Annotated in this window: 18 protein-coding genes; 4 read left to right on the top strand and 14 right to left on the bottom strand. The window is 56.6% G+C overall.

Annotation, left to right across the window (positions count from 1 at the left end):
* Nucleotides 1–174: 174 nt before the first annotated feature.
* On the top strand, nucleotides 175–1,926 hold the full coding sequence (locus KCQ76_RS10310; protein WP_052723032.1) for a hypothetical protein: 1,752 nt from the start codon (nucleotides 175–177) through the stop codon (nucleotides 1,924–1,926).
* Between the two features lie 31 nt (nucleotides 1,927–1,957).
* Here KCQ76_RS10310 and KCQ76_RS10305 read toward each other — a convergent pair whose 3' ends face one another.
* Entirely contained in the window at nucleotides 1,958–4,189 is a 2,232-nt protein-coding gene (locus KCQ76_RS10305; protein WP_260627154.1) for a fructose-specific PTS transporter subunit EIIC, read from the bottom strand.
* A gap of 222 nt (nucleotides 4,190–4,411) precedes the next feature.
* On the opposite strand from KCQ76_RS10305, the gene KCQ76_RS10300 reads away from it, so the two are divergent.
* A complete protein-coding gene (locus KCQ76_RS10300; protein ID WP_046201894.1) occupies nucleotides 4,412–6,301 on the top strand; it encodes a BCCT family transporter in 1,890 nt (629 codons plus the stop codon).
* A gap of 2 nt (nucleotides 6,302–6,303) precedes the next feature.
* On the opposite strand, the gene KCQ76_RS10295 is transcribed toward KCQ76_RS10300, so the two are convergent.
* The 11 genes from KCQ76_RS10295 to KCQ76_RS10245 all read right to left on the bottom strand — a co-directional run bounded on the left by KCQ76_RS10295 (nucleotide 6,304) and on the right by KCQ76_RS10245 (nucleotide 20,544).
* Nucleotides 6,304–7,683: a GntP family permease gene (locus tag KCQ76_RS10295; RefSeq protein WP_046201895.1), complete on the bottom strand. Its 1,380-nt coding sequence runs from the start codon at nucleotides 7,681–7,683 to the stop codon at nucleotides 6,304–6,306.
* Nucleotides 7,683–8,219 (bottom strand): gluconokinase, encoded by a 537-nt coding sequence (locus KCQ76_RS10290; RefSeq protein ID WP_046201896.1) that lies wholly within the window; start codon nucleotides 8,217–8,219, stop codon nucleotides 7,683–7,685. Before KCQ76_RS10290 ends, KCQ76_RS10295 begins: the two co-directional genes overlap by 1 nt.
* A gap of 268 nt (nucleotides 8,220–8,487) precedes the next feature.
* A complete protein-coding gene (locus tag KCQ76_RS10285) occupies nucleotides 8,488–9,621 on the bottom strand; it encodes a glutamate--tRNA ligase family protein (protein ID WP_082090294.1) in 1,134 nt (377 codons plus the stop codon).
* 25 nt (nucleotides 9,622–9,646) lie between these two features.
* The gene (gene tgt, locus KCQ76_RS10280) at nucleotides 9,647–10,930 is read right to left on the bottom strand and encodes a tRNA guanosine(34) transglycosylase Tgt (RefSeq protein ID WP_046201897.1); all 1,284 of its coding nucleotides are present in this window, start codon (nucleotides 10,928–10,930) and stop codon (nucleotides 9,647–9,649) included.
* 90 nt (nucleotides 10,931–11,020) lie between these two features.
* A complete protein-coding gene (locus KCQ76_RS10275) occupies nucleotides 11,021–12,298 on the bottom strand; it encodes a class I SAM-dependent methyltransferase (RefSeq protein WP_046202101.1) in 1,278 nt (425 codons plus the stop codon).
* 154 nt (nucleotides 12,299–12,452) lie between these two features.
* Nucleotides 12,453–13,751: an SAM-dependent methyltransferase gene (locus KCQ76_RS10270; protein ID WP_221914867.1), complete on the bottom strand. Its 1,299-nt coding sequence runs from the start codon at nucleotides 13,749–13,751 to the stop codon at nucleotides 12,453–12,455.
* Between the two features lie 173 nt (nucleotides 13,752–13,924).
* Nucleotides 13,925–15,604 carry an FAD-binding oxidoreductase gene (locus KCQ76_RS10265; RefSeq protein WP_046201899.1) on the bottom strand — a complete coding sequence of 560 codons (1,680 nt, stop codon included), beginning with the start codon at nucleotides 15,602–15,604 and terminating at the stop codon, nucleotides 13,925–13,927.
* The gene (locus tag KCQ76_RS10260) at nucleotides 15,601–16,578 is read right to left on the bottom strand and encodes a type 1 glutamine amidotransferase (protein ID WP_082089986.1); all 978 of its coding nucleotides are present in this window, start codon (nucleotides 16,576–16,578) and stop codon (nucleotides 15,601–15,603) included. The genes KCQ76_RS10265 and KCQ76_RS10260 overlap by 4 nt, the downstream gene beginning before the upstream one ends.
* Nucleotides 16,568–18,094: a Mur ligase family protein gene (locus KCQ76_RS10255; protein WP_231725421.1), complete on the bottom strand. Its 1,527-nt coding sequence runs from the start codon at nucleotides 18,092–18,094 to the stop codon at nucleotides 16,568–16,570. Before KCQ76_RS10255 ends, KCQ76_RS10260 begins: the two co-directional genes overlap by 11 nt.
* A 130-nt stretch (nucleotides 18,095–18,224) precedes the next feature.
* Nucleotides 18,225–20,093, bottom strand: coding sequence for a hypothetical protein (locus KCQ76_RS10250; RefSeq protein ID WP_052722432.1), 1,869 nt, complete (start codon nucleotides 20,091–20,093; stop codon nucleotides 18,225–18,227).
* Between the two features lie 10 nt (nucleotides 20,094–20,103).
* Complete coding sequence (locus KCQ76_RS10245; RefSeq protein WP_046201900.1) at nucleotides 20,104–20,544, bottom strand: SDR family NAD(P)-dependent oxidoreductase; 441 nt, start codon at nucleotides 20,542–20,544, stop codon at nucleotides 20,104–20,106.
* 48 nt (nucleotides 20,545–20,592) lie between these two features.
* Here KCQ76_RS10245 and KCQ76_RS10240 point away from each other — a divergent pair, with 48 nt between their 5' ends.
* Nucleotides 20,593–22,200, top strand: a complete 1,608-nt coding sequence (locus tag KCQ76_RS10240; protein WP_046201901.1) for a succinic semialdehyde dehydrogenase — start codon at nucleotides 20,593–20,595, stop codon at nucleotides 22,198–22,200.
* A gap of 89 nt (nucleotides 22,201–22,289) precedes the next feature.
* Here the strand turns inward: KCQ76_RS10240 and leuA are convergent, their stop codons facing one another.
* Complete coding sequence (gene leuA, locus KCQ76_RS10235; RefSeq protein ID WP_046201902.1) at nucleotides 22,290–24,131, bottom strand: 2-isopropylmalate synthase; 1,842 nt, start codon at nucleotides 24,129–24,131, stop codon at nucleotides 22,290–22,292.
* A gap of 229 nt (nucleotides 24,132–24,360) precedes the next feature.
* Nucleotides 24,361–25,209: a DMT family transporter gene (locus KCQ76_RS10230; RefSeq protein ID WP_046201903.1), complete on the bottom strand. Its 849-nt coding sequence runs from the start codon at nucleotides 25,207–25,209 to the stop codon at nucleotides 24,361–24,363.
* Between the two features lie 130 nt (nucleotides 25,210–25,339).
* Here KCQ76_RS10230 and KCQ76_RS10225 point away from each other — a divergent pair, with 130 nt between their 5' ends.
* Entirely contained in the window at nucleotides 25,340–26,704 is a 1,365-nt protein-coding gene (locus KCQ76_RS10225) for an aspartate kinase (RefSeq protein WP_041628713.1), read from the top strand.
* The last annotated feature ends 10 nt before the right edge of the window (nucleotides 26,705–26,714 follow it).

Below are 26,714 nucleotides of genomic sequence, written 5' to 3'. Positions count from 1 at the left end.
CCAGGGGGTAAACCGGGGGATCGTGTTATCGATCTAAACATCGATTGGCCGCTGCGAAACAGCCACAGAAACTAAGATTTTAAACAGCAGAGTTGTATTCGGCGGTCAATAATCCTCAACCAATGGGCTCGTTTACCGCTGCGTTTGACCCCCCCGAAACAAAGGCTGATTGTCATGGACCATCGAAACAATGTCCGACGGAATTTCCCATACGCTCATAAATCGCGACATGTACGTAAGTCCTCGCATTCGCGTTTCATTTCCGCCGCTATTGTTACGCTCTCTATTCCGCTGGCAAGCGTCGCCGTCGCCAATGGTGCGCCCAGTGATTCTCCGCAGCCTGATATTCCGGCTTCTTCACAACCGAACGCGATGTGCGTCCCTTATCTCGGCGATATCAGTAAAGGGAATGGACAATTTCCTTTAGGGCTGGTCGCGCCTGATTTTGGTGATGATGGTTATGATGTCTTACCCGTCGCAAATGATAAAGACCTGCCGGAACGTATTGATTTACGAGACAACCACCAAGGTTTCAACGAAAAAATTGATGTTGCACTCCATGAGGGATCATTGGTGGTTCGTCATCGTGGAGAAGAGCAATGGCGGCATCTTCCGACCCCCGAATGTTTGGATGGAAACATTGTCAGCATGTCCATCAACGGTGATTCTCTCATCGCGCTGGATAAAGATGGCTGGATGTACACGCTGAGTAATTTGCTTTCGAGCCCGACACGATGGGGTTGGATCAGAGCCTGGGGAGGGCCGGTGTGGTTGGGCAAAGGTTTGCAATCGCCCACCACTGAGGAAGGGAAATGGTCGTTTACTCTGATCGACAACAATGTGGATAAAACATATTCCACGCCCGACGGTAAAGAACAGCCGATCTCGTATGCCAAAGTCACCCAAGTAGTCGCACTCGGCCAAGACGGATCGCATCTTTACAGCCTTGATCCGTGGCTTGCGCGTGATTATTCCTACGAAATCGGTACGCCATTTAACTCGCGTTTCCAAGCAGAATCTGTGTCAGCATCAGGATCGGTCATCTTTATTACCAATAAATACGGTGATATGTACACGAAATTGTCCGACTATGACGTTCGCGGTGCCGACCCAGCTCAATTCCGCTACCAATGGAACGACCCCAACAATCCGGACGAGCGCCCGTCGGCAACTAATGCCCTTCAACAGCGATTGGATAACAACACAGCGCCGATAGCGATTGAAGGGCACGAGTGGACTCACCAGCCAAAAATTCCTGGCACAATCACGAGCAGGATTTCTATCCACACGACTGCACCAGGCTCAACGAACCGCGAACTCAGGGTAGAGGGAACGAATTCGGATGGCGAATCGGGTTATTGGCATAAAACTCTTGACGATAAAAATTGGGCCTTCACCGCGACTCATTTACCGCTGGAGGGGAAGAAACTTGAAAACTCCTCCGCTGATCGAAGCACAGATACATTGGCGGACGAATCTCCTTTTAGTTACGAGGGAAAAGTAACCGACAATGCGTCATTAAGCATCGATCACTTCGCCTACGCAAGTGAGAAACATGACATCACCGTGACGGTTAACGGTAAGAAGTATCCGCTGCTTCTCGAGACCGTCGATGGTCGCCTGGGAACGTCATTATCGCAGCGTCTACTACCCATTGAAGGAGAATTCGGAAGGAGGCCTGCCGGATTGGTTGAAGGGACCCCACGAAATTACGTGGCGGCACTACGTGTCTCGCAGGAAACTAAGCAGGCCGCAGAACATGACCCCGAGTTGAAGAGTTTTCTGGACACATATCTCAAAGGCGAAGACCCGCACCAAATATTCGCGCGGGTCACTCCGAGTGAATTCCAGATTATTAATTCACCAGTGAAAGATGTGGCGGTACCGGCTCCCGGGGCCGTGGCAACTCTGAAATCAGTGGAATAAAGCCGGATTCGTCTCTAATACTTAGAGGTGTTTATAGGTTTCCCACGGCCTCCCGGACAGCGTCGACTATCTCACCGCGCGTTGTCGCGTCGCGGAGGCGAGTGCGGAAATTGCTCCTCATCAGGGCACGCGCAAGTTGGGCAAGAATTTTCATGTGTTTCTTATTCGCCCCTTCAGGAACGGCAATGAGGAACACAAAGCGCACGGTCTTGTTATCCGGGCTCTGCCAGTCGACACCATTTCCCGGAATTCGGGCGAACAACACCGTCGGTGTCTCGACGCCAGCTACCCGGGCATGCGGAATTGCCACCTCATTTCCCACCGCCGTCGTCGATTGCTCCTCGCGAGCTAGCGCTGCCTGGATCACTGCTTCACCATCGGTGATTCGGCCGGCCGACACAGCGTGGTCTACTAAGCCGTGAATGACATCTTCGCGGTTTCCAGAAGGAGCGTCATCGTCCAAGACGACCAGTGTTTCGTCGATAAGATGAGGAGCGTCTGACTCTTCAGCGCTCTTGGTGCCGGAAACAACACCGTCAGGTTCAGCGCTGGTAACAGCGCCAGTGTTCCGCGGGTTAGAAGAATCAGTAGAAGAATCAGCAACAGCACTATCGTCACTCGCGCCAGACGCTGTCGTCGAAGAATTCTTACTCCGGGACATACTTATTTGTGTCAGCCCGATCATGACGGCGATCGTCGTCGTGATACCGGCGAGCACGGCGATGAAGAACCACACAACGCCGTCGATAGCCCCCAACACGGCAACGATAGGTCCGCCGTGCATGACGTTATCTTTCACACCCCATAAACCGGCAAGTGCACCGGCCACGGCTCCACCAATAACATTGGCCGGAATAACCTGAAACGGACGAGCCGCTGCAAAAGGAATAGCGCCCTCGGTAATACCAAAACATCCCATGATCAGGGCAGCTATGCCAGCATCTTTTTCAGGCTTAGTAAACCATTGTCGGCGAATAAAAGTAGTAACGCCCATTGCCAGCGGCGGGACCGCAATAGCCGCCGCGTTCATCCCCATAGGTGCAGCATTTCCGGCAGCAATTAAACCGCCACCGAAAAGAAACGCCGTTTTATTAAACGGACCGCCCATGTCAAAAGCGATCATTGCGCCCAAGACAGCACCTAGCACCACAGACGACGTCCCATTCATGCTGGCTAGCCAGTGCGTCAGGGCGTCGAAAAGCGATGCAATCGGCGCGCCGATGACATAAATAACAAGCAGGCCGACAATGAGTGTGGTCACAATCGGAATGACAATAATCGGCCAAATAGGGGCCACATACTTATTAACGGGAATCTTTCGAATAGCCAATGCTACGTAGCCGGACAAAATACCCGTGACAATGCCACCAATAAATCCAGTGCCCGCCTCGGAGCCATACAGCGAACCAGTCACAGCGACCATGCCAGTAATGAACCCGGGTGCCAACGCTGATCGGTCCGCAATACCCTCCGCAATATAGGCCGATAACACTGGCACCATCAGACTGAACGCTAGCGTGCCCAGCTGATTAATGTCATACCAAAAGCTGTCCTTTGGTATTTGCATTCCTTCCGATGTGGGGTGGCCGCCCAAGGACAACGCCACGGCGATGAGCAACCCGCCCGTCACCACGAAGGGGATCATGCGCGATACTCCAGCCATCAAGGCTCGATAGATCACTGTCGCAGGGTTCAATGATTCGCCGCTCATCGATCCGCTCGCTGATCCGTTCATTGCCGCTCCATCGGTGGCGTCGGGGGAGAGGCTGCTTCCGGAAACTCCACCACCGGTTCCCGCACCATGGTCACCGTCGCTACCTTGGTTTCCCTTGCTATGCGACTGCCCCCACCGTGGAGCGATCAGCGCGCGTCGAAGGAGATCATCAGGATGGCTGATTGCAGCATCAACACCCGTCGTGACCAGCCGTTTATTCACAAACCGCTCTTTGTCGATCGCAATGTCCGCCGCAATAATCACGGCGTCCGCCGCCGCAATATCCGCATGAGAAAAAGCATTATCGACGCCGATCGAGCCGTGAGTTTCCACCTTGATCGTCGCATCGGCCTCCTTGGCCGCAGCCTCGAGTTTCTCCGCGGCCATATACGTGTGCGCGATACCCGTCGGACATGCAGTAATCGCCAGGATCGTTGATCCCGCGACCGTGGGGTTCTTCCCGTCAACGGCGCTGCTCCTGTTAACGGTGTTCCCGTCAACGGCGGCCGTTCCCCCTAATGACGGCTCCCTATTTCCATCTGTACTCATGGGAACGACTCTAGTTTTTGAAACTCCGGCTGGCTCGACCGAGATACAGATTCGATTCGATTTCGATTCGGTCGCTATACATATCCGTCCAGAAAGTCGACATACATATAGAAAGTCGCTATGCATATCGCTCAGAAAACTGACTTAAGACGCCAATGGCTATACCGTTATTAGATGGCAAGGGAGGGTTACACCTCCGTCGAACTACGAAGGGCTCACACTGTGCCAGCCTCATCTCATAGCTCTCCGCCGGATCAGTCCGGTTCCTCACCCCGCCAGCCCTCTGCAGGATCGTCACATCCGCGCCGCGGCACTCCACAACAGGTCGGCCAGGCGTTAAAACGAGCCGTCAACCCGGAACCGCGGCTGCACCCAGGGCTCATCCCTGGCCTCAGTGTGGAAGACACAGACCGGAAATTCCCCACCAATAAAACCGTGTTTGTTGTTGCGCTCACCGTAGCCGTAGCGGTGGTTGTATGGGCGGCCGTCGCGCCGGGGAGCATCAGCGTCGTCGGCGCTGACATGCAAGAATGGATCACCACTCACTTCGCGTGGCTGTTGGGCGGTCTCATGATTGCGGTCCTTCTTTTCATGCTGATTGTGGGGTACGGCCCCACCGGGAATATTAAATTGGGTGCCGACGATTCCCGCCCGGATTATTCCACCGGGTCGTGGATCGCCATGCTCTTTGCTGCGGGCCTCGGCATCGGCTTGGTGTTCTATGGGCCGCTGGAACCGCTGACGCATCTACTCGACCCGACCCCAGCCACCGATGCCAAGGCTGGCACGATGGCCGCGGTGCTGCCGTCGATGTCAACAACAATCCTGCACCAGGCCAGTTTGGCGTGGGCGATTTACGCCTTCGTCGGTGGCGCTATCGCGTATTCGTCGTATCGACGCGGCCGCCTCCCACTCATCTCCTCCATCTTTGAGCCTGTTTTTCCGAATGGGACGCACAAAATTCTCGGCGGAATTATTGATATCTTCGCCGTTCTTGTCACTCTATTTGGAACTGCGATCTCTCTCGGGATCGGTGCACTACAAATCCGCACAGGAACGTCACTATTAACCGGGAAAGAAATTCACGGAAACGCTTTCCTGATTGGGGCGATGGTTCTTCTTACCGGGGTGTTTATTTTCTCTGCAGTAAGTGGGATTAAGCGTGGAATCCGGATGCTATCGAACGCCAACATGGTCATCGTGGTGGCTTTGGCCGCTTTCGCATTACTCACCGGCCCCACCTTGTTCATTCTGGATCTCTTTCCCACCTCTATTTACGCGCTATTCCACAATTTCATGGCGATGATGTCCATTTCACCGAGCCAAGGCGACTCCGAGAAAGAATTCTTGACCTCGTGGACCACGATGTATTGGGCATGGTGGGTGTCCTGGTCGCCATTCGTCGGAATGTTTATTGCGAAAATTTCCAAAGGGCGAACGCTGCGCCAGTTCACCACTGTGGTGATTTTTGTCCCCGCGCTCATTTCCACCGCGTGGTACACGATTTATGGTGGCACTGCCATGTGGATGAATATGAAAGGCCCTGGTCTCGACGTTAAAGGTTCGGGCGAAAACGTGATGTTCGATCTGCTGGATAATCTTCCTTTGACGCCCATAACATCGACCGTCGTTCTTATTGCGGTCGTGATCTTCTTTACGACGGCTGCTGATTCCGCCACCAATGTGGTGGGCTCCATGTCTCAGTCGGGGCGAGCCTTGCCGTCCACTCCGATAACGATCATGTGGGGCGTGACCCTGGGGCTCATCGCGATCTTCCTGCTGCTGGCCGGTGGTCAAGATGCGCTGTCGGGATTGCAGTCAATCATGGTGACCAGCGCGTTCCCGTTCGTGTTCATTGTCATCGGGATTATGATTGCGTGGGCGAAGGACCTACGTCAGGATCCGTACATGATTCGACGCACCTACGCGCGCGAAGCCATTTCACGTGGTGTGCATCGCGGCATTGACATGTATGGGGATGATTTCGTGTTCGGCACCTCGCGTGTTCCGTCTGAACAGGGAGCGGGTGCCGAATTCCGTAGTGACGATCCGTCCTTGACGGATTGGTATGTCGACCATCGCGGTGCGCGGACCGATGAGGAAGACGAATAACGTCAAATAACCAGGCTAAGCAGCATAATCGAGACCAGTCCCGTCACGGACAAAATTGTCTCCATGAGAGACCATGTTTTGAAGGTCTGCCCGACAGTCATCCCAAAGTACTCTTTGACCAGCCAGAACCCGGCGTCGTTGACGTGTGAGAGGAATACTGAGCCGACGCCAATAGCCAGCACAAGCAGGGCTGTGTGCGTGTCGGTCAGGTTGGCGGCGGCGGGAGCCATGATTCCGGCGGTGGTAATCGTCGACACCGTCGCGGAACCAGTAGCTAACCGAATCGCCACGGCGACCAGCCATCCGGCCAGGATGGGGGAGAGCCCCACGCCGTGGATCCAATCGCCAATGACCGTGGCCACACCCGTCTCGACCAGCGTTTCTTTGAAGCCGCCACCGGCTCCCACAATTAGAAGAATTCCCGCAATGGGCCCAAAAGAACCGCCGGCGACGTCGGATGTTTCCTTCAGCGAATGTCCGGTGCGCAGGCCCAGCATGATCATTGCGTAAAACGTCGTAATGAGGAGAGCAACCAGTGGTTCACCGACAAAGTCGAGTGCATTGCCGAAGGCGCTCCCCTTGTCAATACCGACTGTTTCCTCGACGGTCCTGGCCAGCATCAACACAACGGGAAGTAGAATAACGGAGACGCCGACGCCAAATGAGGGGCGGGATTCGCGCGGAATGTTTTTATCCGTATCGAACGTGTCCGGCGCCGGCACGGGCACCCATTTCGCCATGAACCGCGCCGAAATCGGCCCAGAAATAATGACCGTCGGGATGGCGACGATCAGCCCCAGGCCCAAGGTGAGCCCAAGGTTGGCGGATAGGGAATCGATGGCAATAAGGGGACCAGGGTGCGGCGGGATCAAACCGTGCAAGGCCGATAACCCGGCGAGCGCGGGGATACCCAGCAACACCACCGGCGCGTGAACACGCCGTGCCACCAGCATCACCACGGGGATGAGGAGGACCAGGCCGACCTCGAAGAACAGTGGAATACCGATGAGGAACGCCAGTGTCGCCATCACCCAGGGGAGGCGGTGCTCCGATGTGTGCTCGAGGAACGTGTCAACGATTTCGTCCGCCGCGCCGGTCTCAACCAGCAGTGCGCCGATAATCGCACCGAGCGCGATGAGAACTCCGACGCCACCGACCGTCGACCCCATACCCGACGAAAAAGCGGTGAATGTATCGGTCAGCGTGATGCCGGCCAGGAGCGCGAGTGCCCCGGAGCCGATGAGTAGTGACAAGAACGGATGTAGTTTCAGCCACGTAATCAGCACAATGATGAGCGCGATGCTCACGCAGGCTGCCATGATGAGTTGCCCGTGGGAGGCGTGCGCAGTGACGGTGGAGTCGGCTGCAAGCGGAGTGAGCATTACTCGTGACCTCCGGTGTTGGCACTTCGCTGAGCAATCGCCAGCACCTGTTTATCCAGTTCCTCAATGGTCTGGGAAATGTCGAGGGTAATTCCGTTCTCGTCCCCCTCCAATGTTTCCAGTGTGTCGAACTGTGATGGCAATAGTGAGCGAGGCATAAAGTGGCCCGACCGCAGTTCCATCCTGTTCGCGATAAGTTCCATAGGCCCATCGAGGTGCACGAAGAGCACATTGCCGTGGGCCTGGCCGAGTAGATCGCGGTAGGCGCGTTTCAGAGCAGAGCAGGTCACAACGGTTGACTCGCCGGCGTCGCCGTGCTTGGACATCCAATCTCGTAGGGCCCGCAGCCACGGCCAGCGATCGTCGTCGGTGAGCGGGATCCCAGATTCCATCTTCTGGATATTTGATTGTGGGTGAAAATCATCGGCCTCCGCGTAGGGAAAGCCGGTCGAATCATGGAGATGCTGGGCAACGGACGTTTTCCCACTGCCACTAACCCCCATGACGACAATATGGAGAGGCGCTGAAAGGTCCATAGTCGCTCCTTGTTGATATGTGGTTCAGCTCACTTAATGCCGCGTAGGAGCCGAGGATCACACCTAACCGTACTCATGGACCGGACATAACCCACGCATGGCTGGGGGTTCCTCCCGCGTTTCCACCCCCGACATTGGCTCATGCGATGGAGTGAGTGGTAAATCATGCACGTGAACGACGGTTATATCGCCACGACGGTTACCCCCGCTATTGTCGTGTCCGGTGCCGGCGAAGAGGTAGGTGACCCTTCGCGAAGGCAGGTGAACCTTATTGCCCAGGAGTCCACACGACGGGGTCGCGTGATATCGCATCGAGGTTGATGGCCTGCAGAAGTTCGGGTGCCGACGAGCACTCCGGGTGGCCGAGGGAGTGTGCTACCCACGCCCATGCTGTGTCGTGGCCGAGCTCACGTATCGTGACCGCACCATCGCGCTTAGCTAAACGTTTGAGCTGGTGATCGGTGTCCTCATGGCCTTTCATCTGTTGCCTAGTGACGACGAGGGGTACGTGGTCGTACCTCCAGCGTGTGGGATGAATAGCCGGTGTGGGGAAGGCGTTAGCAACCCACGGGTACAACACCGTAGCCAGGAAGTTTTGGCTCGGCGCGGACGAGAGAAGATCATCGCCGCGCGTGATCTGGTCAATGCCCATAGTGAGATCATCGACGACGACGGCCAGGTTGTACGCCCAATTGCCGTCCCCACGGTGAAGGACGATGTCATCGACGGGGCCCGAATAATCGGTGGGAACACTAGATGGTGTGGAATCTGAATGTTGACCGTGCGTGGCGAAATCCTCGTGGATAGTCCACTGTCCTGGGATGGAGGAGGGGCTACCGCCCACGGCGGCGTGGTCATGATCTGCGATGGCCTCAAACGCCGCGTGGGCGTTAAAACGAAGTGCAGGTTTACGCCCTTGTGCAGCAAGTTTGGCGCGCTGCTCCTGACGTTGTTCGTCGGTAAGGTTCCTGCATGTACCCGGGTACAGTCCGGAGGTTACATGCGGTGCACGTGACGCTTCCCGGATGTCTTTCCGCGAGCAATAACATTCGTATACCCAGCCACGCTCGGCTAGCCAGTGGAGGGCATCGTCGTACATAGGAAAATGATCGGATTGTTTGATGGGGTCGCCGTCCCAATCCATGCCGAATGAGTCAAGGTCTTCCATCTGGTCGAGCGCGGCACTGTGTTGGGAGCGTTGTTGATCGATATCTTCGATGCGGTAGAGCATGCGTCGGCCCGTTGAGCGCGCACAAAGCCAGGCCAGAGTGTATGTGCGCAGATTGCCAAGGTGAAAATCGCCGGACGGACTAGGGGCGAAACGGCCCGCTCCAGGTGTTGAGTGTGCCTCAAGTGTTGAGCCTGCCCCCGGTTCTTGCGTGTGTTCCCGTGATTTACCCACTGTGTATCGCTATTTCCGCTCTCCGCTATTTCCACTCCGGTGCGCGCCCACCATTGGCATAATACCGACCGAGAAATTCATCACGGAATTCGTGGAAACGGTCCTCGATGAGAGCCTGCCGTGCATTGTGCACCAGTGACACAATGAATTGAATGTTATGAATACTGCACAGAGTTCCCGCTAAAAACTCTTTAGCTTTGAGCAAATGGTGTATATACGCACGGGAATACTGGCTCACGTACCCCTCTAATTCATTGTCGATAGGACGAAAATCTCGCGTAAACCGTGCTGTCTTCAAACTCAACCGGCCATCTAGCGTATATACACCCCCGCGCCGACCCAGCCGCGTGGGGGACACGCAATCGAAAGTATCAGCTCCGGCCTCTATTGCGGTGAATAAATCATCGGGCTCGCTAATTCCTAATAAGTGACGCGGTTTATTTTCCGGCAGAACGTCAGTCACCCATCCGACGATCGTTCCCAACGCGCTTTTTTCCAAAGCGCCGCCGATTCCGAAACCACCGAATCCGCGACGGCCCTCAGCCTCGAACTGGTCTGACATATCGACCAATGATTGCGCAGCGTGGCGTCGTAAATCTTCATATTGAGCGCCCTGAACCACGCCCCACAAGGATTGAAGTGGCTTACCGACGCGGGCCTCCGTTAGCCGGTTATGTTCCTCGAGGCACCGCTGAGCCCAGCGTCGGGTTCGCTCCACCGACTCTTCTTGGTATTCCCGCGAATCCATGAGGGTTGTCAGCTCATCGAACGCGAACATTATGTCGGCGCCTAATCCATGTTGGATTTGCATCGATTTTTCGGGTGTAAAGCGATGTTTGGATCCGTTAATAACGCTGCGGAAATTAACTCCGTCGTCATCAACATGAGCGTAACGCTCTTTATGCCGGGCTTTAACATCCTCCGGTTTAATATCCTTGGTGTCCATGGCCAACACCTTTTTAAACCCGACGCCCAAGCTCATCACCTGAAACCCGCCAGAATCTGTGTATGTCGGGCCATGCCAATTCTCAAATGCGGCGACGCCACCGGCCTCATCGATCAGATCAGGGCCCGGCTGAAGATAAAGATGATAGGCGTTAGAGAGGATCGCTTGAGCACCGGTTGCTCTGATTTGCTCTGGAGTTAGCATTTTTACCGTTGCTTTTGTTGCCACAGGAATAAAAGCTGGTGTGGGAATATCGCCGTGAGGAGTATGGATCACTCCGGCACGTGCTTTTCCCGCGGAATTTATGACGTCGAATGACGTATCAGTGGCACGTGAGCCCGCTACGGTAGGGGATTCAGTCATGACAGCAAGAGTAGCAACGGCATGCCCACGGGTACGAAGCTCAGTGGCATGAGCACGTTTCGGCTGTGGTCAGCGTGGGCCCGCTGCCCGCTAGCTCTCCCACCATTGACGCTCGGGAACTGCCATCGTGCCGTCCTGAAGGGGTTTCACGCCCAAGGCCTGGTGCAATTGCACAATATTGTGGTCGAATCCCCACGCAGAGCCGGCCATATATACCCCATACAGTTTGGCCGTAGCTTCACTTACTTCGTCGCAGGCAGCATCCCAATTCTCTTCTAAGTTGCTGCACCAGGCTTGGAGTGTTCGGGCGTAGTGAGGGCGTAAGTTTTCCTCGTGCATCACTTCAAAACCCGCACCCTGCATATTCGCAATAATATTTCCTGAACAGTGTAATTCTCCGTCAGGGAAAATATAGCGATCAAGGAACGGGCCAGCATTGGTCTTGGCTTCATTAATCGGGCGAGTAATGCAGTGGTTGAGTATCAATCCGCCCGGCCGAAGCTTGTTAAAAAGGAATGAAAAGAAATCGTGGTAGTTAGCCGTACCGATGTGCTCTAGAATTCCGATAGCGGAGATAGCATCGAAATCTGTTTCCGGAATGTTTCGATAGTCTTGGAACCGAACTTCGGCATGGTCGCTAAGCCCCTGACGAGCAATTTCTTCATTAGCCCACTCGGCTTGTTCACGCGACAACGTTGCACCGATCGCCGTGACTCCGTGGCGGGCAGCATAGCGAACCATTCCGCCCCATCCGCAGCCGACATCAAGAAGCGTGTCCCCCGGTTGTAAGCGTAATTTATCGAAAATAAGACGGTATTTATTTTCTTGCGCTTCCTCTAGGCTAGCGGATGGATCCGGATAATAAGCGCACGTATAGGTCATCGACGGCCCTAAAAACAACTCGTAAAATCTATTCGAGACGTCATAATGGTGGCTAATTGATTCTGCGTCACGTTGCTGAGAATGTCGAGATAGACCGTCAATAGCTCGCTGCCAAAACGGCACCATTTCCTGCGGAGGTTGAGGCAAATTCCGGAAGGCATCTAGTGCCGCCAAGGAACCAATAATCCGACGAATTGTGGATGGCGAGAGCTTTTTTAGACGAACAGTCCGCAATACCCCGAACAAATCGTAGGGATTAGCAGGATGGGTGCCGCTCACCCGCAAGTTATCGGTTAAATATGCGCGGGCAAGCCCCAATTCACCGGGAGCTGTCGCGATGTAGGCCAGGCCGTCTTTGGTGATGTGGATTCCCATCTCGCCGGAAGTAGCCGCCGAACCATTCGTCCCACCCGCCGAGGAACCGTCGAAAGCGTTCACACGAATGGGAAAGTCAGCGATGGCGTCGATGATGTCACCCACCGTCATGGGATGTGACGCGGGCCGAATCAATGTAGTCAAAGGGGTGCTGAGCAGAGCCGACATGATCGTCGGGTCAGCACCGACCATGCTGGTTGCGTGGCGGGCAAGTCCGGGAATTTTCACCATGACGATTAACTGTACTAATAGCCGCGTCCGCTAGCTACGCTTTCCACCAGGGGCGCAGCGGAAGATTCCACGTCTCATCGTTGGGGAGCTTCTGGCCCAACACTTGATGGAGCTGAATAATATTGTGGTCGAATCCCCACTCGGAGCCGGCCATATACAGACCGAACAAACGTGCCGTGGAAGGCTCTACCAAAGTGGTGGCTTCATCCCAATTCTTTTGAAGATTCAGGCACCAATCACGCAGCGTGCGGGCATAATGAGGCCTCAAATCTTCCTCATGAATAACATCAAACCCGACGTCCTGCATGCGGGAAATAATGGTGCCCGCGCCGGTGAGTTCACCATCAGGGAAAATGTAGCGTCCAATGAACTGTCCCGTCCGGGTTGGGCGGTTGTGTGGACGGGTGATGCAGTGGTTAAGCATCATTCCTTCAGGCCGTAATTTGTCATAAAGGAAGCTAAAGAATGATCGATAATTCTTAGGTCCAATGTGCTCCAGGATCCCGATGGCGGAAATAGCGTCAAAATCACTCTCTGAAACATCGCGATAATCCTGGTAACGAACCTCCGCAAAGTCCTCCAGGCCTTGGCGCTTAATCTCTTCATTTGCCCAGTCAGCTTGCGCCCGCGACAAGGTCACACCCAACGCATGAACACCATGCTTGGCGGCGTAACGGACCATTCCGCCCCAACCACAACCGACATCAAGAAGACGATCCCCTTCTTTCAGCCGCAACTTGTCAAACACCAACCGGTATTTGTTTTCCTGGGCCTCTTCCAATGTTGCATTCTCATCGGGGTAACACGCACAGGTGTACGTCATGGAGGGCCCTAAGAAATGCTCGTAAAAATCATTAGAGACGTCATAATGATGGCTAATCGCTTGTGCATCGCGAGCCTTAGAGTGCCGACGAGTCGACTTCGCGAGCCCCTCCATCGCACCCCGAAGAGCCTTGTGCCACCCAGGGATAACTTCCTGGTGGGGAATGGGAAGGCGTCGGAAAGCATGATGATTGCGTAGCTCACGAATCAGCGTGGCAATCATTCGAGGATTCTTAGAGATAGAAACGATCGAGTACGCCTTTTGTAAATCGTCGAAAAGGACATATGGATGGGCAGGGTGAGATCCTTTGCCCTCAACAGTCAACGTGCCCGTCACGTACGCGCGGGCCAGCCCTAAATCGCCCGGTGCCGTCGCGATATAGGCCAGAGCATCTTCGTTCTCTAAACGGACAGTAATATCGCCCGACCCGATGGAGCTTCCGTCATAAGCCTCTATCGTGAATGGCAGTGGCCCCTTTGTAATAGATGCGATGATATCTGCGACAGTCATACTCAATGCGCCTGACTCTTTTCTCTTCTCTGTGGGGTTTACGGTTGGCGCAATGGCGTTGCCCCTCATGTGCCCGCAAGGTACATCGTGTGGCGGTAGCGTCATCGCGTCGCAAATAAGTTATACCCATAGTAGTACTTAGTGCTTCTATGGCCACCTCTGACGGAATTCTCTTATTTTCCGCCTACTGCTTTGTCAAAAAGACCAGGGAAACGGTGATGTGGATCATAAATGGTCTTGACCATTTCTGGAATACTACCGCCGTAGAGATCAGAGAATTCCTCTTCTGAGTAAAAAGCCTCCGAATACAGCGACTTATGCCCACCCAGATCCCGGATCTTTCGTTCAATGATGCGATTAAACGCGCCAGGTTGAGGATCATCCGTCAAATCCACGGGCACCGAGGACCAAAATCCGATATTGACCCACACATCACCCACAGACAGTGGGTACAGCGGCCACGGATGGGAACCAGCGCCATCAGCCAGAGCGACATCGGACGACAACACATTGCCGCGCGTCGTTAAGGATGACGATTCTTCTGCCAGCTTGATCGGGCAGAGCCACACAGGCTGGATTTCGCTGGCGTTAAAGAACCACTCCAGGAACTCCGGGACCTTATCCGTGGTCACTTCGACATCTTGAACGACGCGCTCACGGGCGGGGCGGCCATGGTGGGCCTCAATCCGGTCTGCCAAATCCCACCGCTTGTCGGCCCCCACAATCTTCCAATAGAACGACGACCGCAAAAGCCCATCAGGCCACATCCGACGGATGGTGGGGTTTTGCGCACCAAATGCGCGCGAGCACCAGAACCAGTCCGTATCCCATCGCCATAAATAATCATGCATTGTCAGCGTGTCGCGTGTCGTGCCCTCGGGGTGCTGCAGAGACCGGTAATAAATGTGCTCGCGCGTGTAATCGGATACTCGGGGCGGAACGTCCGACGATTGCCGTCCCAAGACCAAATAGCCCTCGGTAGGGGAAAACACCACGCCGTCTACATAATCGACAGGCTCGCCGTCGTATTCATGGCTGGAAACAATGCTGTCAATAGCCGCTGCAATAGAGGTGAGGTCGTGAAAGCGAACATGCCTAAGCTCCACGAATGGCTTAATTTTTTCAATCTTTATTTTGATTCGAACCGCATAACCTAATGAACCATACGAATTGGGATAAGCACGGAAAAGATCAACATTCTCGACGGGACTGCAGGTCACGATATCGCCCGTGCCTGTGAGAATATCCATCTCAATGACGGACTCATGCGGCAAACCATTGCGGAAACAGCTGGACTCCACGCCCATACCGGTAATAGCGCCGCCCAACGTGATTGTCTTCAACTCGGGTACAACATAGGGCGCGAAACCAAACGGAAGTAAGGTATCCACGAGGTTTTCATATGTACACATGCCTTGAACGTCGGCAGTCTGTGCCTTGGTATCCACGGCAATGACCCGGCCGAGGCCCTCGACGTTCAAACCGGGCGCCTTTGTTGCTGTTCGAGAGCGGAAAAGGTTGGAAGTTTTCTTTGCCAACCTCACCTGGGCCTGTGACGGAATAGCGTCAAAAGATTTCTGAAGCTCATCGATACCTTTTTGGTGTTCAAACCACCCAATAGGATCGATGACGCGGCGGGACCCATTACCCCAGTGCGCTGCAGTTAATTCCTCCGGAGGAAGACCGCCCTGTGGTCCGGGAACGACATCGGGATCAACCCCGATATGGCTGCCCACTCGGGAAACGCCAGAGATCGCAGCACGGGATAGTCCTTCCGCCGCAGACCGAGCGGTAGCGCCAAGAGCGGAGGCGTCGACAATAGCGGAGGGGCGGAGATGGTCACGCAAAGTCATGACGTAGAGTCTATGCGCTCCCGCCGAAGCTGCGACACCTCATTGTTTAATTCCCTAGCCAATTCGAGATGCTGTGACCCCATATCCAGGCTATCCAGGCCACCACGAATCGACGGATCGATGTCATCGCCCAGCGGTGGGAGATCTTCAACCTCCACACCCAACGCCCGAGCGATAAGCACGTCGGCAAGCTGCGGATTCCTCGCTAGCGCCGGGCCATGCATGTACGTCGCAATAATCGATCCTTGGACGGCCCCCTCGGCACAAATCTGATACTCAGCGTCCTCCCCTTCAAGATGGACCGCTGCTGCACCATAGGCATCACAGTTGCCGGTCCCGTGAAGCACACGCCCCAACGGGCGGGCGTCCGGGCCCAAAATCGTCGCACCCATGTGGTTTGCAAAACCAGTGAGCTGGTCAGTCAGCCCGCGCGTGAAGTCATCGGTCCGTGCCGACGTCGTATTCTGCGATGAGCGTCCATCCTTCGCCTCGGCAGCGGGAGCGTCCTGATGCTTAGCTTGAAGCGGTTCAGACCGGAGTTCGCCGATCATGCGGACCTTTAGACTCGACGTCGTTGCATCCAACAGGCCAAGGCCATCAACCATGGAACCGGACGCGCGGAAGGATTGCCCAAACACCTGCAGGCCAGCGCAAATAGCAAGAATCGGGGTGCCTTTGTTCGCAGCCCGAATAATGCCGCCGTCGGCGCGAAGATGCTCCGAAGCAAGAATCTGGGCGGTATCTTCACCGCCGCCGACGGTGTACAAATCCAAACTGTCGGGGACGGGGTCACCGAGATGAATCGGAATGATCTCTGCCGCAACCCCGCGGAGACGCAGGCGCTGCCGCACAATCAGCGCGTTGCCGTCGTCGCCATAGGTGCCCAACACATCGGGCAAAATTAGGCCGATCTGGAATTGTGACGACGACCGTGAACTTGATGATGAAGACACAGTGTGGGATTTAGCGGGCATCGGTGTCCTCCTTGCGTGCAGTGTTCTGCTTTGGTTCCCTGACAACGGCGCGGTCAAGGGCGCGCTTGAGGTCACGGAAAGCCGTGTAGTTCGCCAGCACTTCCACCCGGCCAGGCGGGCACGTTGTGATTGCCTTTAGTGCATCCTTCACCAGTTGGTGGCGGACTCCAGCGTATCCCAGCCGGACGGCTAGGTCGGCGCCACGCTCACCGGCAGCTACCACCGCTAACTCATCGAGATTTTCAAAACGAACGTCCCATAGCCAGGATAGGTCTACACCGTCGGCGACCTGCCCATTTGTCGCAATGACCAGGCCATCTGCCGACCGATCCACCATGCTCAGCGCCTCTTGCCAGCCGGCAGGATTCTTAGCGAGCAACAGATGAACGTCGCGCCCGGCATACGACACCGTGGAATAACGGCCGGCCACGGACTGCACGTTTTCGGTCGCCGCCAGGCCTTTCTTTACATCCGCGCCCAAGGCCAACGCGGCCACCACCGCTTGGGCTGCGTTGCCACGGTTCGCGTCGCCCGGCAGCGACAAGGTCAAGGGCAGAACAGTTCCCGTCGGCAAACCCGTCGCCTTAGCCGCGGACGCAGAATCAATACGCAGCCCGTCGGGCGTCATTGAATAATCCGGTGAGGGGCGTCGGAACTCGGAGCCATCGGGCAGGGGGTTCGCCGCGTACCACTCAACATGGTTGGTCGAATCCGTCTCGTCCGACACCTCGCGGCGAATAATCGCACCACCAGTACGCGGGCACGATGTCGATTCACCCTGCCAACCTAGGCCAGCCGACACCCACACCACGTTCGGACTATCCCACGCCGCCGATGTCACCATGACATCGTCGCAGTTAGCCACCACAGTCATGTTGGGGTGCTTGTTCACCGCCCCCCGCAGCGCCCGCTCAATACTGTTGATCTCTCCCACACGATCAAGCTGGTCACGGCTCAAATTGAGAAGAACCAGCACCTGCGGATCCAGCTTGTCGGCAATGGCCGGCACATGCATTTCATCGACTTCCAGCGTGGCGACGTCATAATCGCCACCTGCACGCAGCGCCGAGACGACGCCCGCGTCCATGTTGTCGCCACCCTCATTGGTGGCGATGGTGAAAGCGGTGCGTGCGGCAGCGGCCAGCATCCGAGTCGTTGTGGACTTGCCGTTCGTTCCCGTCACCAACGCGACGGGGCGCCCCGCGTTGATCCGGCCCATGATCATCGGATCAATCGCTGCGGCAATCATCCCGCCGATCATCCCGCCAGAGCCACGGCCCGTTTTCTTCGAGGCCCACGTAGCTGCGTCGGCAAGAGCAAGGGCGGCTCGACCCTGGGTGTTGAGCTGTGCCTTCGGAGTATCGCTGGTCACGCTCGTGATCCGAGCTTCCAAGGAGTCGCTGACACTGTCCGCGCTGGAGCGAAGTACCTGGTCAGCGCGCTGACGGAACGCGTGCAGCGAGCTCACGGCGCGTTCCCGTACGCCAGAACGAGTGGAATCCGAGTTTTCGGTCATTGTCCTAGAATACGTGGCTCCCGGACACATGCCACTTCAGTCTGGGAGCGCTGTGAATTCGTTTCGGGACCGCTTGTTCTGCCGGGAGTGTGAGTTACGGCTGGTCGGGCGCGGTTTATAGCTGCGCGGTTTAGTGCTGCTCGGCGTCGATGGCCTCTTCGGCCAAACGCATAAACTCGGTGTCGCGAACCAGGGGAATACCCTTCCTGTGCGCGTGCAAGGCGCGCCCCTCATGAGGAGCCCCATCGTGCTCTAATCCGTGGCCCGTGCCATTGAACACGACCAACGACGTCTCCCGGGTTAGCTTTTCGGAATAAGTCAGCCCAGCCCGCACAGCCGTTTCGATCAGATCATCAGGATTCATATCCACTTCGGGAGCGACCGTGAAAACCATCCCGCGCTTCAACTTCTGACCGGGCGACCACACACCCGGATTAGGCGCAATGACCGGGGCTAATGCCGCATCAATTCGTATTGCCGACCGCTGCAGCCCTACTCGATCCGCCCGCAGGTCATGCGGATCACGCTTATCGACGTTGTCCCAGGCGTCATCATCGGCCCACACCAGCGGGGTAGGGGCATCGTCTGGACGCTCGTTATCGTTCTTGCCGACGCCGGTCTCGTCGCTGTGATCTTCGTCGTCGCGTCCCGAGTCGCCCCGATCATCCCCACGACGCTCGCGCACTTCGTGCAACGCAAACGCCGCAGCATTGATGGGCTCAATCCCGGCGCGATCAAGCTGTTCCATAGCCAATTCGCCCACCAGAACAGCGTCGGCCTGGAGAAGCTGCAGGGGGTCGATGCTCCGTCGCCGCTCAGATGCCTCGGCTCCAACGCCGGGAAGCGTCGTGTACGCATCGGGCGAGGAGTCCATGTCCAGCACCGTGGTCGCCGGAAGTGTGTCGTCGACAAGATTGTAAGCGGCCGCAATGCCCCGCAGGCGAGTTTCGGCGATGGGCAAGCCTTGCCGCCGTGCCGTCGCTTGTGTGTCGATGATCGATACCGGGCGGGGGACGTGCCCATTATGGCGACGTCTGCGCTGGCGACGGTTTTTTGCCGACGCGGAACGGACCGTCCGACGTGCCTCCTGCGCGATGAAACCCCAGGTGGTGGCGGTGTCGTGGACGATCAGGACGCGGCTGTCGATAACGCGATCGATTTGCCGCAACGTGGAGCTGAAGCGCGGGGCTGTGCGGAAAGCATCGGGGGTGAGGCCGAAGAGGTGGAGGGGGCCGGGGTCGGCATCGGTGTTGAAGACCCGTTGCCAGTTGGACACGGGCAGGCCGTCGGCGTCGAAAAATGCAGCGTCGAGGGCCAGCATGCGGCCGGTCGACGGGTGGATGTTAGTTGTGCGTAGTACGACGGCCACCATCGGCGCGTCCTCGATGGACGGAATGGGCTCCCGCGGCGAGCGCACGTGGGTGTTTCCGGCGTTGTATTTGTCCTTGTCCGGGTTCGTGATGACGCCTTCGGCCGCCAATCCTCGGTGAGCGCGGCGCGGACCCGGGGTTGCAGGCGCTCGGGTCACGGACGATGGCTGCGTGCCCGACGATGGCCTCCGACTAGCCTGTTGCGTCGACGAATCCGACTGTTCCTGCTGTCGCGCCGGGCGCTGGTCCTTGGGTTCGTGCTGTTGGCTGCGCTGTCCGGCGTTGGGCGCCGCGGCCGGTCGGTTGCTCCGCCGCCGGGACCGTCGGCGATTCTTCTTCCTCCCGGTCTGCGAGCTGGAGATATCCCCACCCGAAGATCCGTTCGGGGTGTCGTTCCCCGAGCCCTCCTTCGCACGTTGCTGCTTATTTCCGTGCTGCGCGGAATAGGTGGCGCGGCGCCGACGTCGCTCTCTACGTGCACGCGAATTATTGCGGGAACGACGATGCCCGTCGTTCGACCGCGAACCCCCGGTGTTGCTCCCCCCGCGGTCGGCGTCGACGTCGTGTGAATGTGACGTGCGAGCGTCGGAGCCCCGGCTGGTGGAGGAGTGATCGGAGGTCGATGTCATGCCCGATATGCTACCCGGCGACGAACTTGTTGACGTTTCGGGTAACGAATGACGGAACAAGGCGGATCAAATAGCGCAGCGTGAGGTCAAGGCCTGACGCGGAGTACGGCGCGATATGTGGTTGGCCGTAGAGTGCTGCCGCGGAACCCATGTTCACCAGGTGCGCGCCGGGTGTGCGTGACAGGTACGGATGTGTGGCCCGTGCTCCATACATGACGCCGGTGCAGTTGATGTCGCACTGCTTTTTGATGATCTCGGGGGATTGGTCGATGGCATCGAGTTCACCGATGATGATGTCGGGGTAATCGCGGGACAGTTTTTCGAGGGCAGTCGCGTCGATATCGTACACACCGACAATCCAGCCTTCCGCGTGGAATCGGAGTGTGACTTCGCGACCGATGCCCGATGCTCCACCTGAGATAAAAATACTTTTCCGTTGTGAAGTATTCATGTGACCAATCTAACCTTTTTCGGGTACTCCTCGCGTACACTTCGAAATATGTTTGCACCCAAATGTTCCACGTTGCTTCCCGACCGTCTGTCAGAGGGCCCTCTGCCCGACGAGCTCGCGGCGGAACTTCGTGCGCTCACCGTCAACACCACCACAGGAAGTGTTGCTACCGAAAAGAGGCACAACGTGGAGAATCCGTGGGACGGAACCACCGTCGGCTGGGTGGGTATCGGCACCACATCTGACGTTGCTCACGCTTTTCGACGCGCCCGCGAGGTGCAGAAAACATGGCGCACCACCCACTTTGATCAGCGCAAAAGAATACTCATACGCTTCCACGACCTTGTGTTGAAGAAGCGTGAACTCTTACTCGACATCATCCAGTTGGAAACGGGGAAGGACCGCTCCTCAGCCTTCGACGAGGTGATGGATGTCGCGAATAATGCTCGCTATTACGCGAACGCGGCCGAAAAACTCATGCGTCCGGCTCGGCGGACAGCCGGTATCCCCGTGCTAGGAAAAGCGCGCGAGTATCGCTCGCCGAAGGGAGTGGTCGGGCAAATTACCCCATGGAATTACCCCCTCACCCTCGGAATATCCGATGCCCTCGCGGCCATCGCCGCCGGAAACACGGTGGTGGCTAAGCCGGATTCAGATACACCGTTTTGTTCGCTCATCTGCCTTCAGCTGCTCAAGGATGCCGGACTACCTGACGACGTCATCCAGATTGTCACCGGCGAAGGACGCGTCGTGGGATCCGCCATTGCCGATGAGTGCGATTACTTGATGTTCACCGGATCGACGAAAACCGGCCAGCGCCTAGGCGAACACGTAGGGCAACGGTTAGTCGGCTTTTCCGCAGAACTGGGCGGAAAAAACCCGATGATCATAGTGGGGGATGCCGACGCACGCCGGGCAGCCTCGTGTGCGGTGAATGCATGCTTTTCCAACTCGGGACAGCTCTGTGTGTCCATCGAAAGAATATATGTTGTCCGGGACATTTACGACGAGTTTGTCAGTGCTTTTACCGCTGAAGTTAACCGCATGAAACTCGGCGCCGGGTTCGATTGGTCCGTCACGATGGGGTCATTGGTCAGTCAGCAGCAACTCGCCACGGTGGAGTCTTTTGTTGCAGAAGCGCGTGAGAAGGGTGCCCGCGTTCTTGCCGGTGGGCGGGCTCGCCCGGACCTCGGCCCATGTTTCTACGAACCCACCGTGCTTGAGGGGGTGTCGGATGACATGAGATTGAAACGCGAGGAAGTTTTTGGCCCGGTTGTTTATGTTGAGAAGGTCGACAACGTGGACGACGCACTCGCCCGGGCAAATGACACGAACTATGGGTTAAATGCCTCCGTCGTCGGCCCCTCTGACACAGCATGGAGCATTGCGCGTCGTGTTGAGTCAGGAACGATCAATATTAATGACGGTTATGCGGCGGCATGGTCGACGGTCGACGCGCCTCTCGGCGGCGTCAAATACTCTGGGATGTCCCGCAGGCACGGGGCGGAGGGGCTCCTGAAGTACACCGAGTCTCACACCATCGTGGAGATGCGGGGGATGCCGGTCCGTGGCCCACGTTTCCTCAGTCGGAAGTTGTACGCCGCCATCATGGGAAGGCTTCTTGGTGTGGGGCAGAAATTGCGGTTCCTGAAGTAGCCTTTCTTCGAGGCTAAGAGAATTCCCCCAGCAGCCTCGCAGTTTGCGTCACCGTTTACGCAGCTGGCTGCTGTTTAGGCAGTCGTTTGTTACGCAACAGCTCGTGCTCTGTTGGCTGCGCTGGTGACGGCCTTAAGAGATGCATAGGTGATGGAGCTTGCAATGCCCACACCCCACACCTTGGTCCCGTCGACATCGGCCAGGATGTAGGCGGCTGCCTCCGCGTCGTCACCGGACGTCCTGGAGTACTGTGAGTAATCCTGCACTTCAACGTTAATTCCGACGCTTTCCAGCGCATTCGTGTATGCGGCCACCGGCCCGTTTCCGTGGCCGGTGATCGTCTGTTCCTCGCCGTTGATAATGAGGTGTGCGGACACTTCTGCGCCTTCGTTCTCGTTCTGGCCACCGTCGACAGTGATGCTGATGGCATCGATGGGGTCATCTCGGTCCAGGTATTCGCCGGCAAAGATGTCCCACATGTTCTTCGAGTTGACCTCGCCGCCTTCAGCGTCGGTGACGGCTTGGACCACGCCGGAGAATTCAACCTGCATTGCGCGCGGCATGGTGATCCCGTGGTCGGTCTTCATAATGTAGGACACGCCGCCCTTGCCGGACTGCGAGTTCACGCGAATGACGGCTTCGTAGGTGCGGCCGACGTCCTTCGGGTCGATGGGCAGGTAGGGCACTTCCCACGGCACCCGGTGGACGATGCGCTGTCGGTCGCCCTCGGTGTCCGCAGTGTCCTCGGTGGCATTCGACTTCTCGGCCTTATCCACCATCGCGTCGAGGCCCTTATTAATAGCATCTTGGTGTGACCCAGAGAACGCGGTAAACACCAGGTCACCGCCGTACGGGTGGCGCTCAGGCACTCGCAGTTGGTTGCAATATTCGACGGTGCGCCGGATCTTATCGATGTCGGAGAAGTCGATTTGTGGATCAACGCCCTGCGTCAGCATGTTCAACCCCAGCGTGACCAGGCATACGTTTCCTGTGCGCTCACCATTGCCGAACAGGCAACCTTCGATGCGGTCCGCCCCTGCCATGAATCCTAATTCGGCCGTGGCGACGCCGGTTCCGCGGTCATTGTGCGGGTGCAACGAGATAATGATGGAGTCACGACGGTTAAGGTTGCGGTCCATCCATTCGATGGAATCGGCGTACACGTTGGGCGTCGTCATCTCCACAGTCGAGGGCAGGTTAATGATGATGGGGTTATCCGGGGTGGGATCCATGATCTCGACGACGGCGTCGCAGACTTCCTTGGCATAGGCCACCTCAGTGCCGGTGTAGGACTCGGGGGAATACTCCCAGCGCCAGTTGGTCCCCGGATAGTCAGCGGCGATGGACTTAATTAATTTCGCGGCATCCGTCGCTAATTTTTTAATTCCTTCTTTGTCCTTACGAAAAACAACATCTCTTTGCAGAATAGAGGTGGAGTTATAGAAGTGAACGATGACGTTTTTTGCGCCTTCACACGCTTCGAACGTGCGGCGAATCAGGTGTTCGCGAGCCTGAACCAAGACCTGGATGGTGACGTCGTCGGGGATCATGTCTTGTTCGATTATTTCACGAACAAAGTTAAAATCCGTTTGAGATGCTGAGGGGAACCCCACCTCAATTTCCTTGTAGCCCATAGTGACCAGCAACTCGAACATCCGACGTTTCCGTTCGGGGCTCATGGGGTCAATCAGAGCTTGGTTACCGTCACGCAGATCGACGGCACACCAGACGGGTGCGTGATCAATGGTTTTATCCGGCCATGTGCGGTCGGGCAGCGTGATGTGTTCTACCTCGGTGAAGTAGGGCTGGTATCGTCCGGCGGGCATCCGTGACGGGCGCTGTTTATTCCACGACGGTTGATCGGCAGGAATGTCACCGTCGGGAGTAGAAATATGGGCAGGGGCGGAAATGAATTCGTCAACGGGGGACATGCGGTTCCTCTTCGGTTTCCGGAATGTGTGTCAAGTCCCGACCGGCACAGCGAACCCCGCGACGGGGAGCCGATCGGTTATACCCGGGCCCCGCCGCGGCACATAAGGAGGAGAGCCGCGCAGCTAGATGTTCCGCTCAAAGAACGCATATGAAGACCGTAGCACGGTTACTCAGTGTGTGAGGGATTATGACAAATAGATCTGTCGACTAATCGACTAGATCTGCCGACTAATCGACGCCTTTGCGGGATAGCACTGTGGTGGACACAATCATGACAACGAGGGCGATGGCCATGACTATCCATCCCATGCCGTGGACTTGGAAAGATTCGCCCAACACGATGTAGCCCAAGCTAAACGCGACAATAGGTTCTGTGATGGTCATCGCTGGCAACGAATTCTTCAGCGCGCCTGCATTGAACGACGATTGTTGGACGGCTGTTCCGATGGTCGCTCCGATGATGAGGGCATAAGTTTGCCAGGCAAGAAGCCCTCCGACAATTCCGTCTTGAACAAAGACGTCAATCGCAGCTTTGGAAAACACAGCGACGTATCCGAACACAGCACCCGTGACCACTCCAAGAAGTAATGCTTGTTCACGCCGAATCTGACGGTAGGCAAATCTGTCGATAGCGGTGAGCACCACGATTCCTGTCGTGACGGCAAGAATCCACGTCATTAGTGAGGGGTGCGTCCCCCCGGGGATGGGACGGCCGAGGATCACCAGAATGGCGACCGCCGCCGTGAGGAGGCCTGCCCATGTCATTTCCGATAAAGACACCCGACGCCCGTCATACCGCGCGGACAGCGGGAGCGTAAACATGAGCGATAACACGAGAATGGGCTGCACTACCAGCAGTGTTCCGAAGGCCAACGCGATGACTTGCAGGCCGTATCCACCCAGCGCACAGAACGTGCCCGCCCACCACAGAGGTTTGGTAATCACGGTTAAAATGGGCGCGCCGCCGTCGTCGTCATTAGGTACTTCTTCTGCTATTCGGTGACGAACGACAGTGCCCCACGCGATCGTCAGCGCGGAGGCGAGGGCGAAAAGGATAGCAAGGGCGTTGTTATGCATCGCCCATCAATTTAGCTGCTCGATGGTTGAGGTATCCTCAAGGCCACACGTGTCGTGTCGGTTGTTGATGGTTTCATATCCATGATGGTTCCGTCACGAGGCCAGAGCGGATGAGGAAAGGCAGAACCCGGTGGCTCTAATCGTCCAGAAGTACGGTGGTTCGTCCCTTGAGAATGCCGAGCGCATTCGTCGAGTGGCGGAGCGCATCGTCGAAACGAAGAAAAAAGGACACGACGTTGTTGTTGTGTGCTCCGCAATGGGCGACACGACCGACGAGTTCCTTGACCTTGCAGCACAGGTTAATCCGGTGCCTCCCGCCCGTGAGATGGACATGCTGCTGACCGCGGGGGAGCGTATTTCTAATGCGTTGGTCGCAATGGCTATTGAGTCTTTGGGCGCGCACGCGCAGTCCTTCACGGGCTCGCAAGCTGGGGTATTAACGACGGAGCGCCACGGGAATGCCCGAATCGTAGATGTCACACCGGGCCGTGTGCAGGAAGCGTTGGATGAAGGCAAGATTTGTTTGGTCGCCGGCTTCCAGGGAGTCAATCGTGAGACCAAAGACGTCACGACGCTAGGCCGCGGCGGTTCGGATACCACCGCTGTTGCACTCGCAGCGGCATTGAACGCGGATGAATGTGAGATTTATTCCGATGTCGATGGTGTGTACACCGCGGACCCGCGAATCGTACATAATGCGCGGAAGCTCGACACTATTAGTTTTGAAGAAATGTTGGAGCTTGCGGCTGTCGGCTCCAAGATTCTTGTTTTGCGCAGTGTGGAATATGCGCGCGCGTTCAATGTTCCCATGCGTGTTCGGTCATCGTACAGCACAGATCCAGGCACATTAGTTACCGGCTCAATGGAGGATATTCCCGTGGAAGAAGCAGTACTTACCGGTGTGGCCACCGACAAATCAGAAGCGAAAATCACCGTTTTAGGTATTCCAGATACACCGGGGGAAGCGGCCCGTATTTTCCGCGCCGTCTCTGATGCAGAGATCAACATCGATATGGTGCTGCAGAATGTGTCGTCGCTGTCCGATAACAAGACCGACATCACATTTACTTGTCCTCGTGCCGACGCCTCACGCGCGGTGGAAATGCTGAAGAAGCTGTGTGAAGTGCCGCGGGACGAGAATCCGACGGTGCCGGTCTCTGATACTCCGGCCGATGCGGCGAAGGCCTCGATGCAGCCGGGTTCCGGGGCCTCCGAGTCCGCAGCGACGGCCCAGCCACGCGTTTTGTTTGACGATCACGTCGGCAAAGTGTCGCTGGTGGGCGCGGGAATGAAGTCGCATCCCGGTGTCACCGCTGATTTTTGTGAGGCACTCCGTGACGCCGGTGTGAACATCGAGCTCATTTCTACGTCGGAAATTCGTATTTCTGTGCTGATCCGTGATTCGGATCTGGAGAAAGCAACTCGCGCCTTGCACGAGCGTTTTGCACTGGGCGGCGACGAAGAAGCCGTTGTCTATGCTGGAACAGGGCGCTAAGCTGGAGTTT

The sequence above is a fragment of the Corynebacterium parakroppenstedtii genome (genome assembly GCF_019754935.1).
Lineage (GTDB): Bacteria > Actinomycetota > Actinomycetes > Mycobacteriales > Mycobacteriaceae > Corynebacterium > Corynebacterium parakroppenstedtii.
The sequence above is the reverse complement of the archived record's forward strand: the minus strand, read 5'-3'. Positions and strand labels throughout refer to the sequence as shown.

What these genes read in the sequence shown, in the direction of transcription:
- KCQ76_RS10245 (WP_046201900.1), bottom strand. Translation starts at nt 20,544, where the DNA reads ATGAATACTTCACAACGGAAAAGTATTTTTATCTCAGGTGGAGCATCG.
- KCQ76_RS10305 (WP_260627154.1), bottom strand. Translation starts at nt 4,189, where the DNA reads ATGAGTACAGATGGAAATAGGGAGCCGTCATTAGGGGGAACGGCCGCC.
- KCQ76_RS10295 (WP_046201895.1), bottom strand. Translation starts at nt 7,683, where the DNA reads ATGCTCACTCCGCTTGCAGCCGACTCCACCGTCACTGCGCACGCCTCC.
- KCQ76_RS10250 (WP_052722432.1), bottom strand. Translation starts at nt 20,093, where the DNA reads ATGACATCGACCTCCGATCACTCCTCCACCAGCCGGGGCTCCGACGCT.
- KCQ76_RS10255 (WP_231725421.1), bottom strand. Translation starts at nt 18,094, where the DNA reads ATGACCGAAAACTCGGATTCCACTCGTTCTGGCGTACGGGAACGCGCC.
- KCQ76_RS10275 (WP_046202101.1), bottom strand. Translation starts at nt 12,298, where the DNA reads ATGACGGTGGGTGACATCATCGACGCCATCGCTGACTTTCCCATTCGT.
- leuA (WP_046201902.1), bottom strand. Translation starts at nt 24,131, where the DNA reads ATGTCCCCCGTTGACGAATTCATTTCCGCCCCTGCCCATATTTCTACT.
- KCQ76_RS10270 (WP_221914867.1), bottom strand. Translation starts at nt 13,751, where the DNA reads ATGACTGTCGCAGATATCATCGCATCTATTACAAAGGGGCCACTGCCA.
- KCQ76_RS10240 (WP_046201901.1), top strand. Translation starts at nt 20,593, where the DNA reads ATGTTTGCACCCAAATGTTCCACGTTGCTTCCCGACCGTCTGTCAGAG.
- KCQ76_RS10260 (WP_082089986.1), bottom strand. Translation starts at nt 16,578, where the DNA reads ATGCCCGCTAAATCCCACACTGTGTCTTCATCATCAAGTTCACGGTCG.
- KCQ76_RS10290 (WP_046201896.1), bottom strand. Translation starts at nt 8,219, where the DNA reads ATGGACCTTTCAGCGCCTCTCCATATTGTCGTCATGGGGGTTAGTGGC.
- tgt (WP_046201897.1), bottom strand. Translation starts at nt 10,930, where the DNA reads ATGACTGAATCCCCTACCGTAGCGGGCTCACGTGCCACTGATACGTCA.
- KCQ76_RS10310 (WP_052723032.1), top strand. Translation starts at nt 175, where the DNA reads ATGGACCATCGAAACAATGTCCGACGGAATTTCCCATACGCTCATAAA.
- KCQ76_RS10230 (WP_046201903.1), bottom strand. Translation starts at nt 25,209, where the DNA reads ATGCATAACAACGCCCTTGCTATCCTTTTCGCCCTCGCCTCCGCGCTG.
- KCQ76_RS10265 (WP_046201899.1), bottom strand. Translation starts at nt 15,604, where the DNA reads ATGACTTTGCGTGACCATCTCCGCCCCTCCGCTATTGTCGACGCCTCC.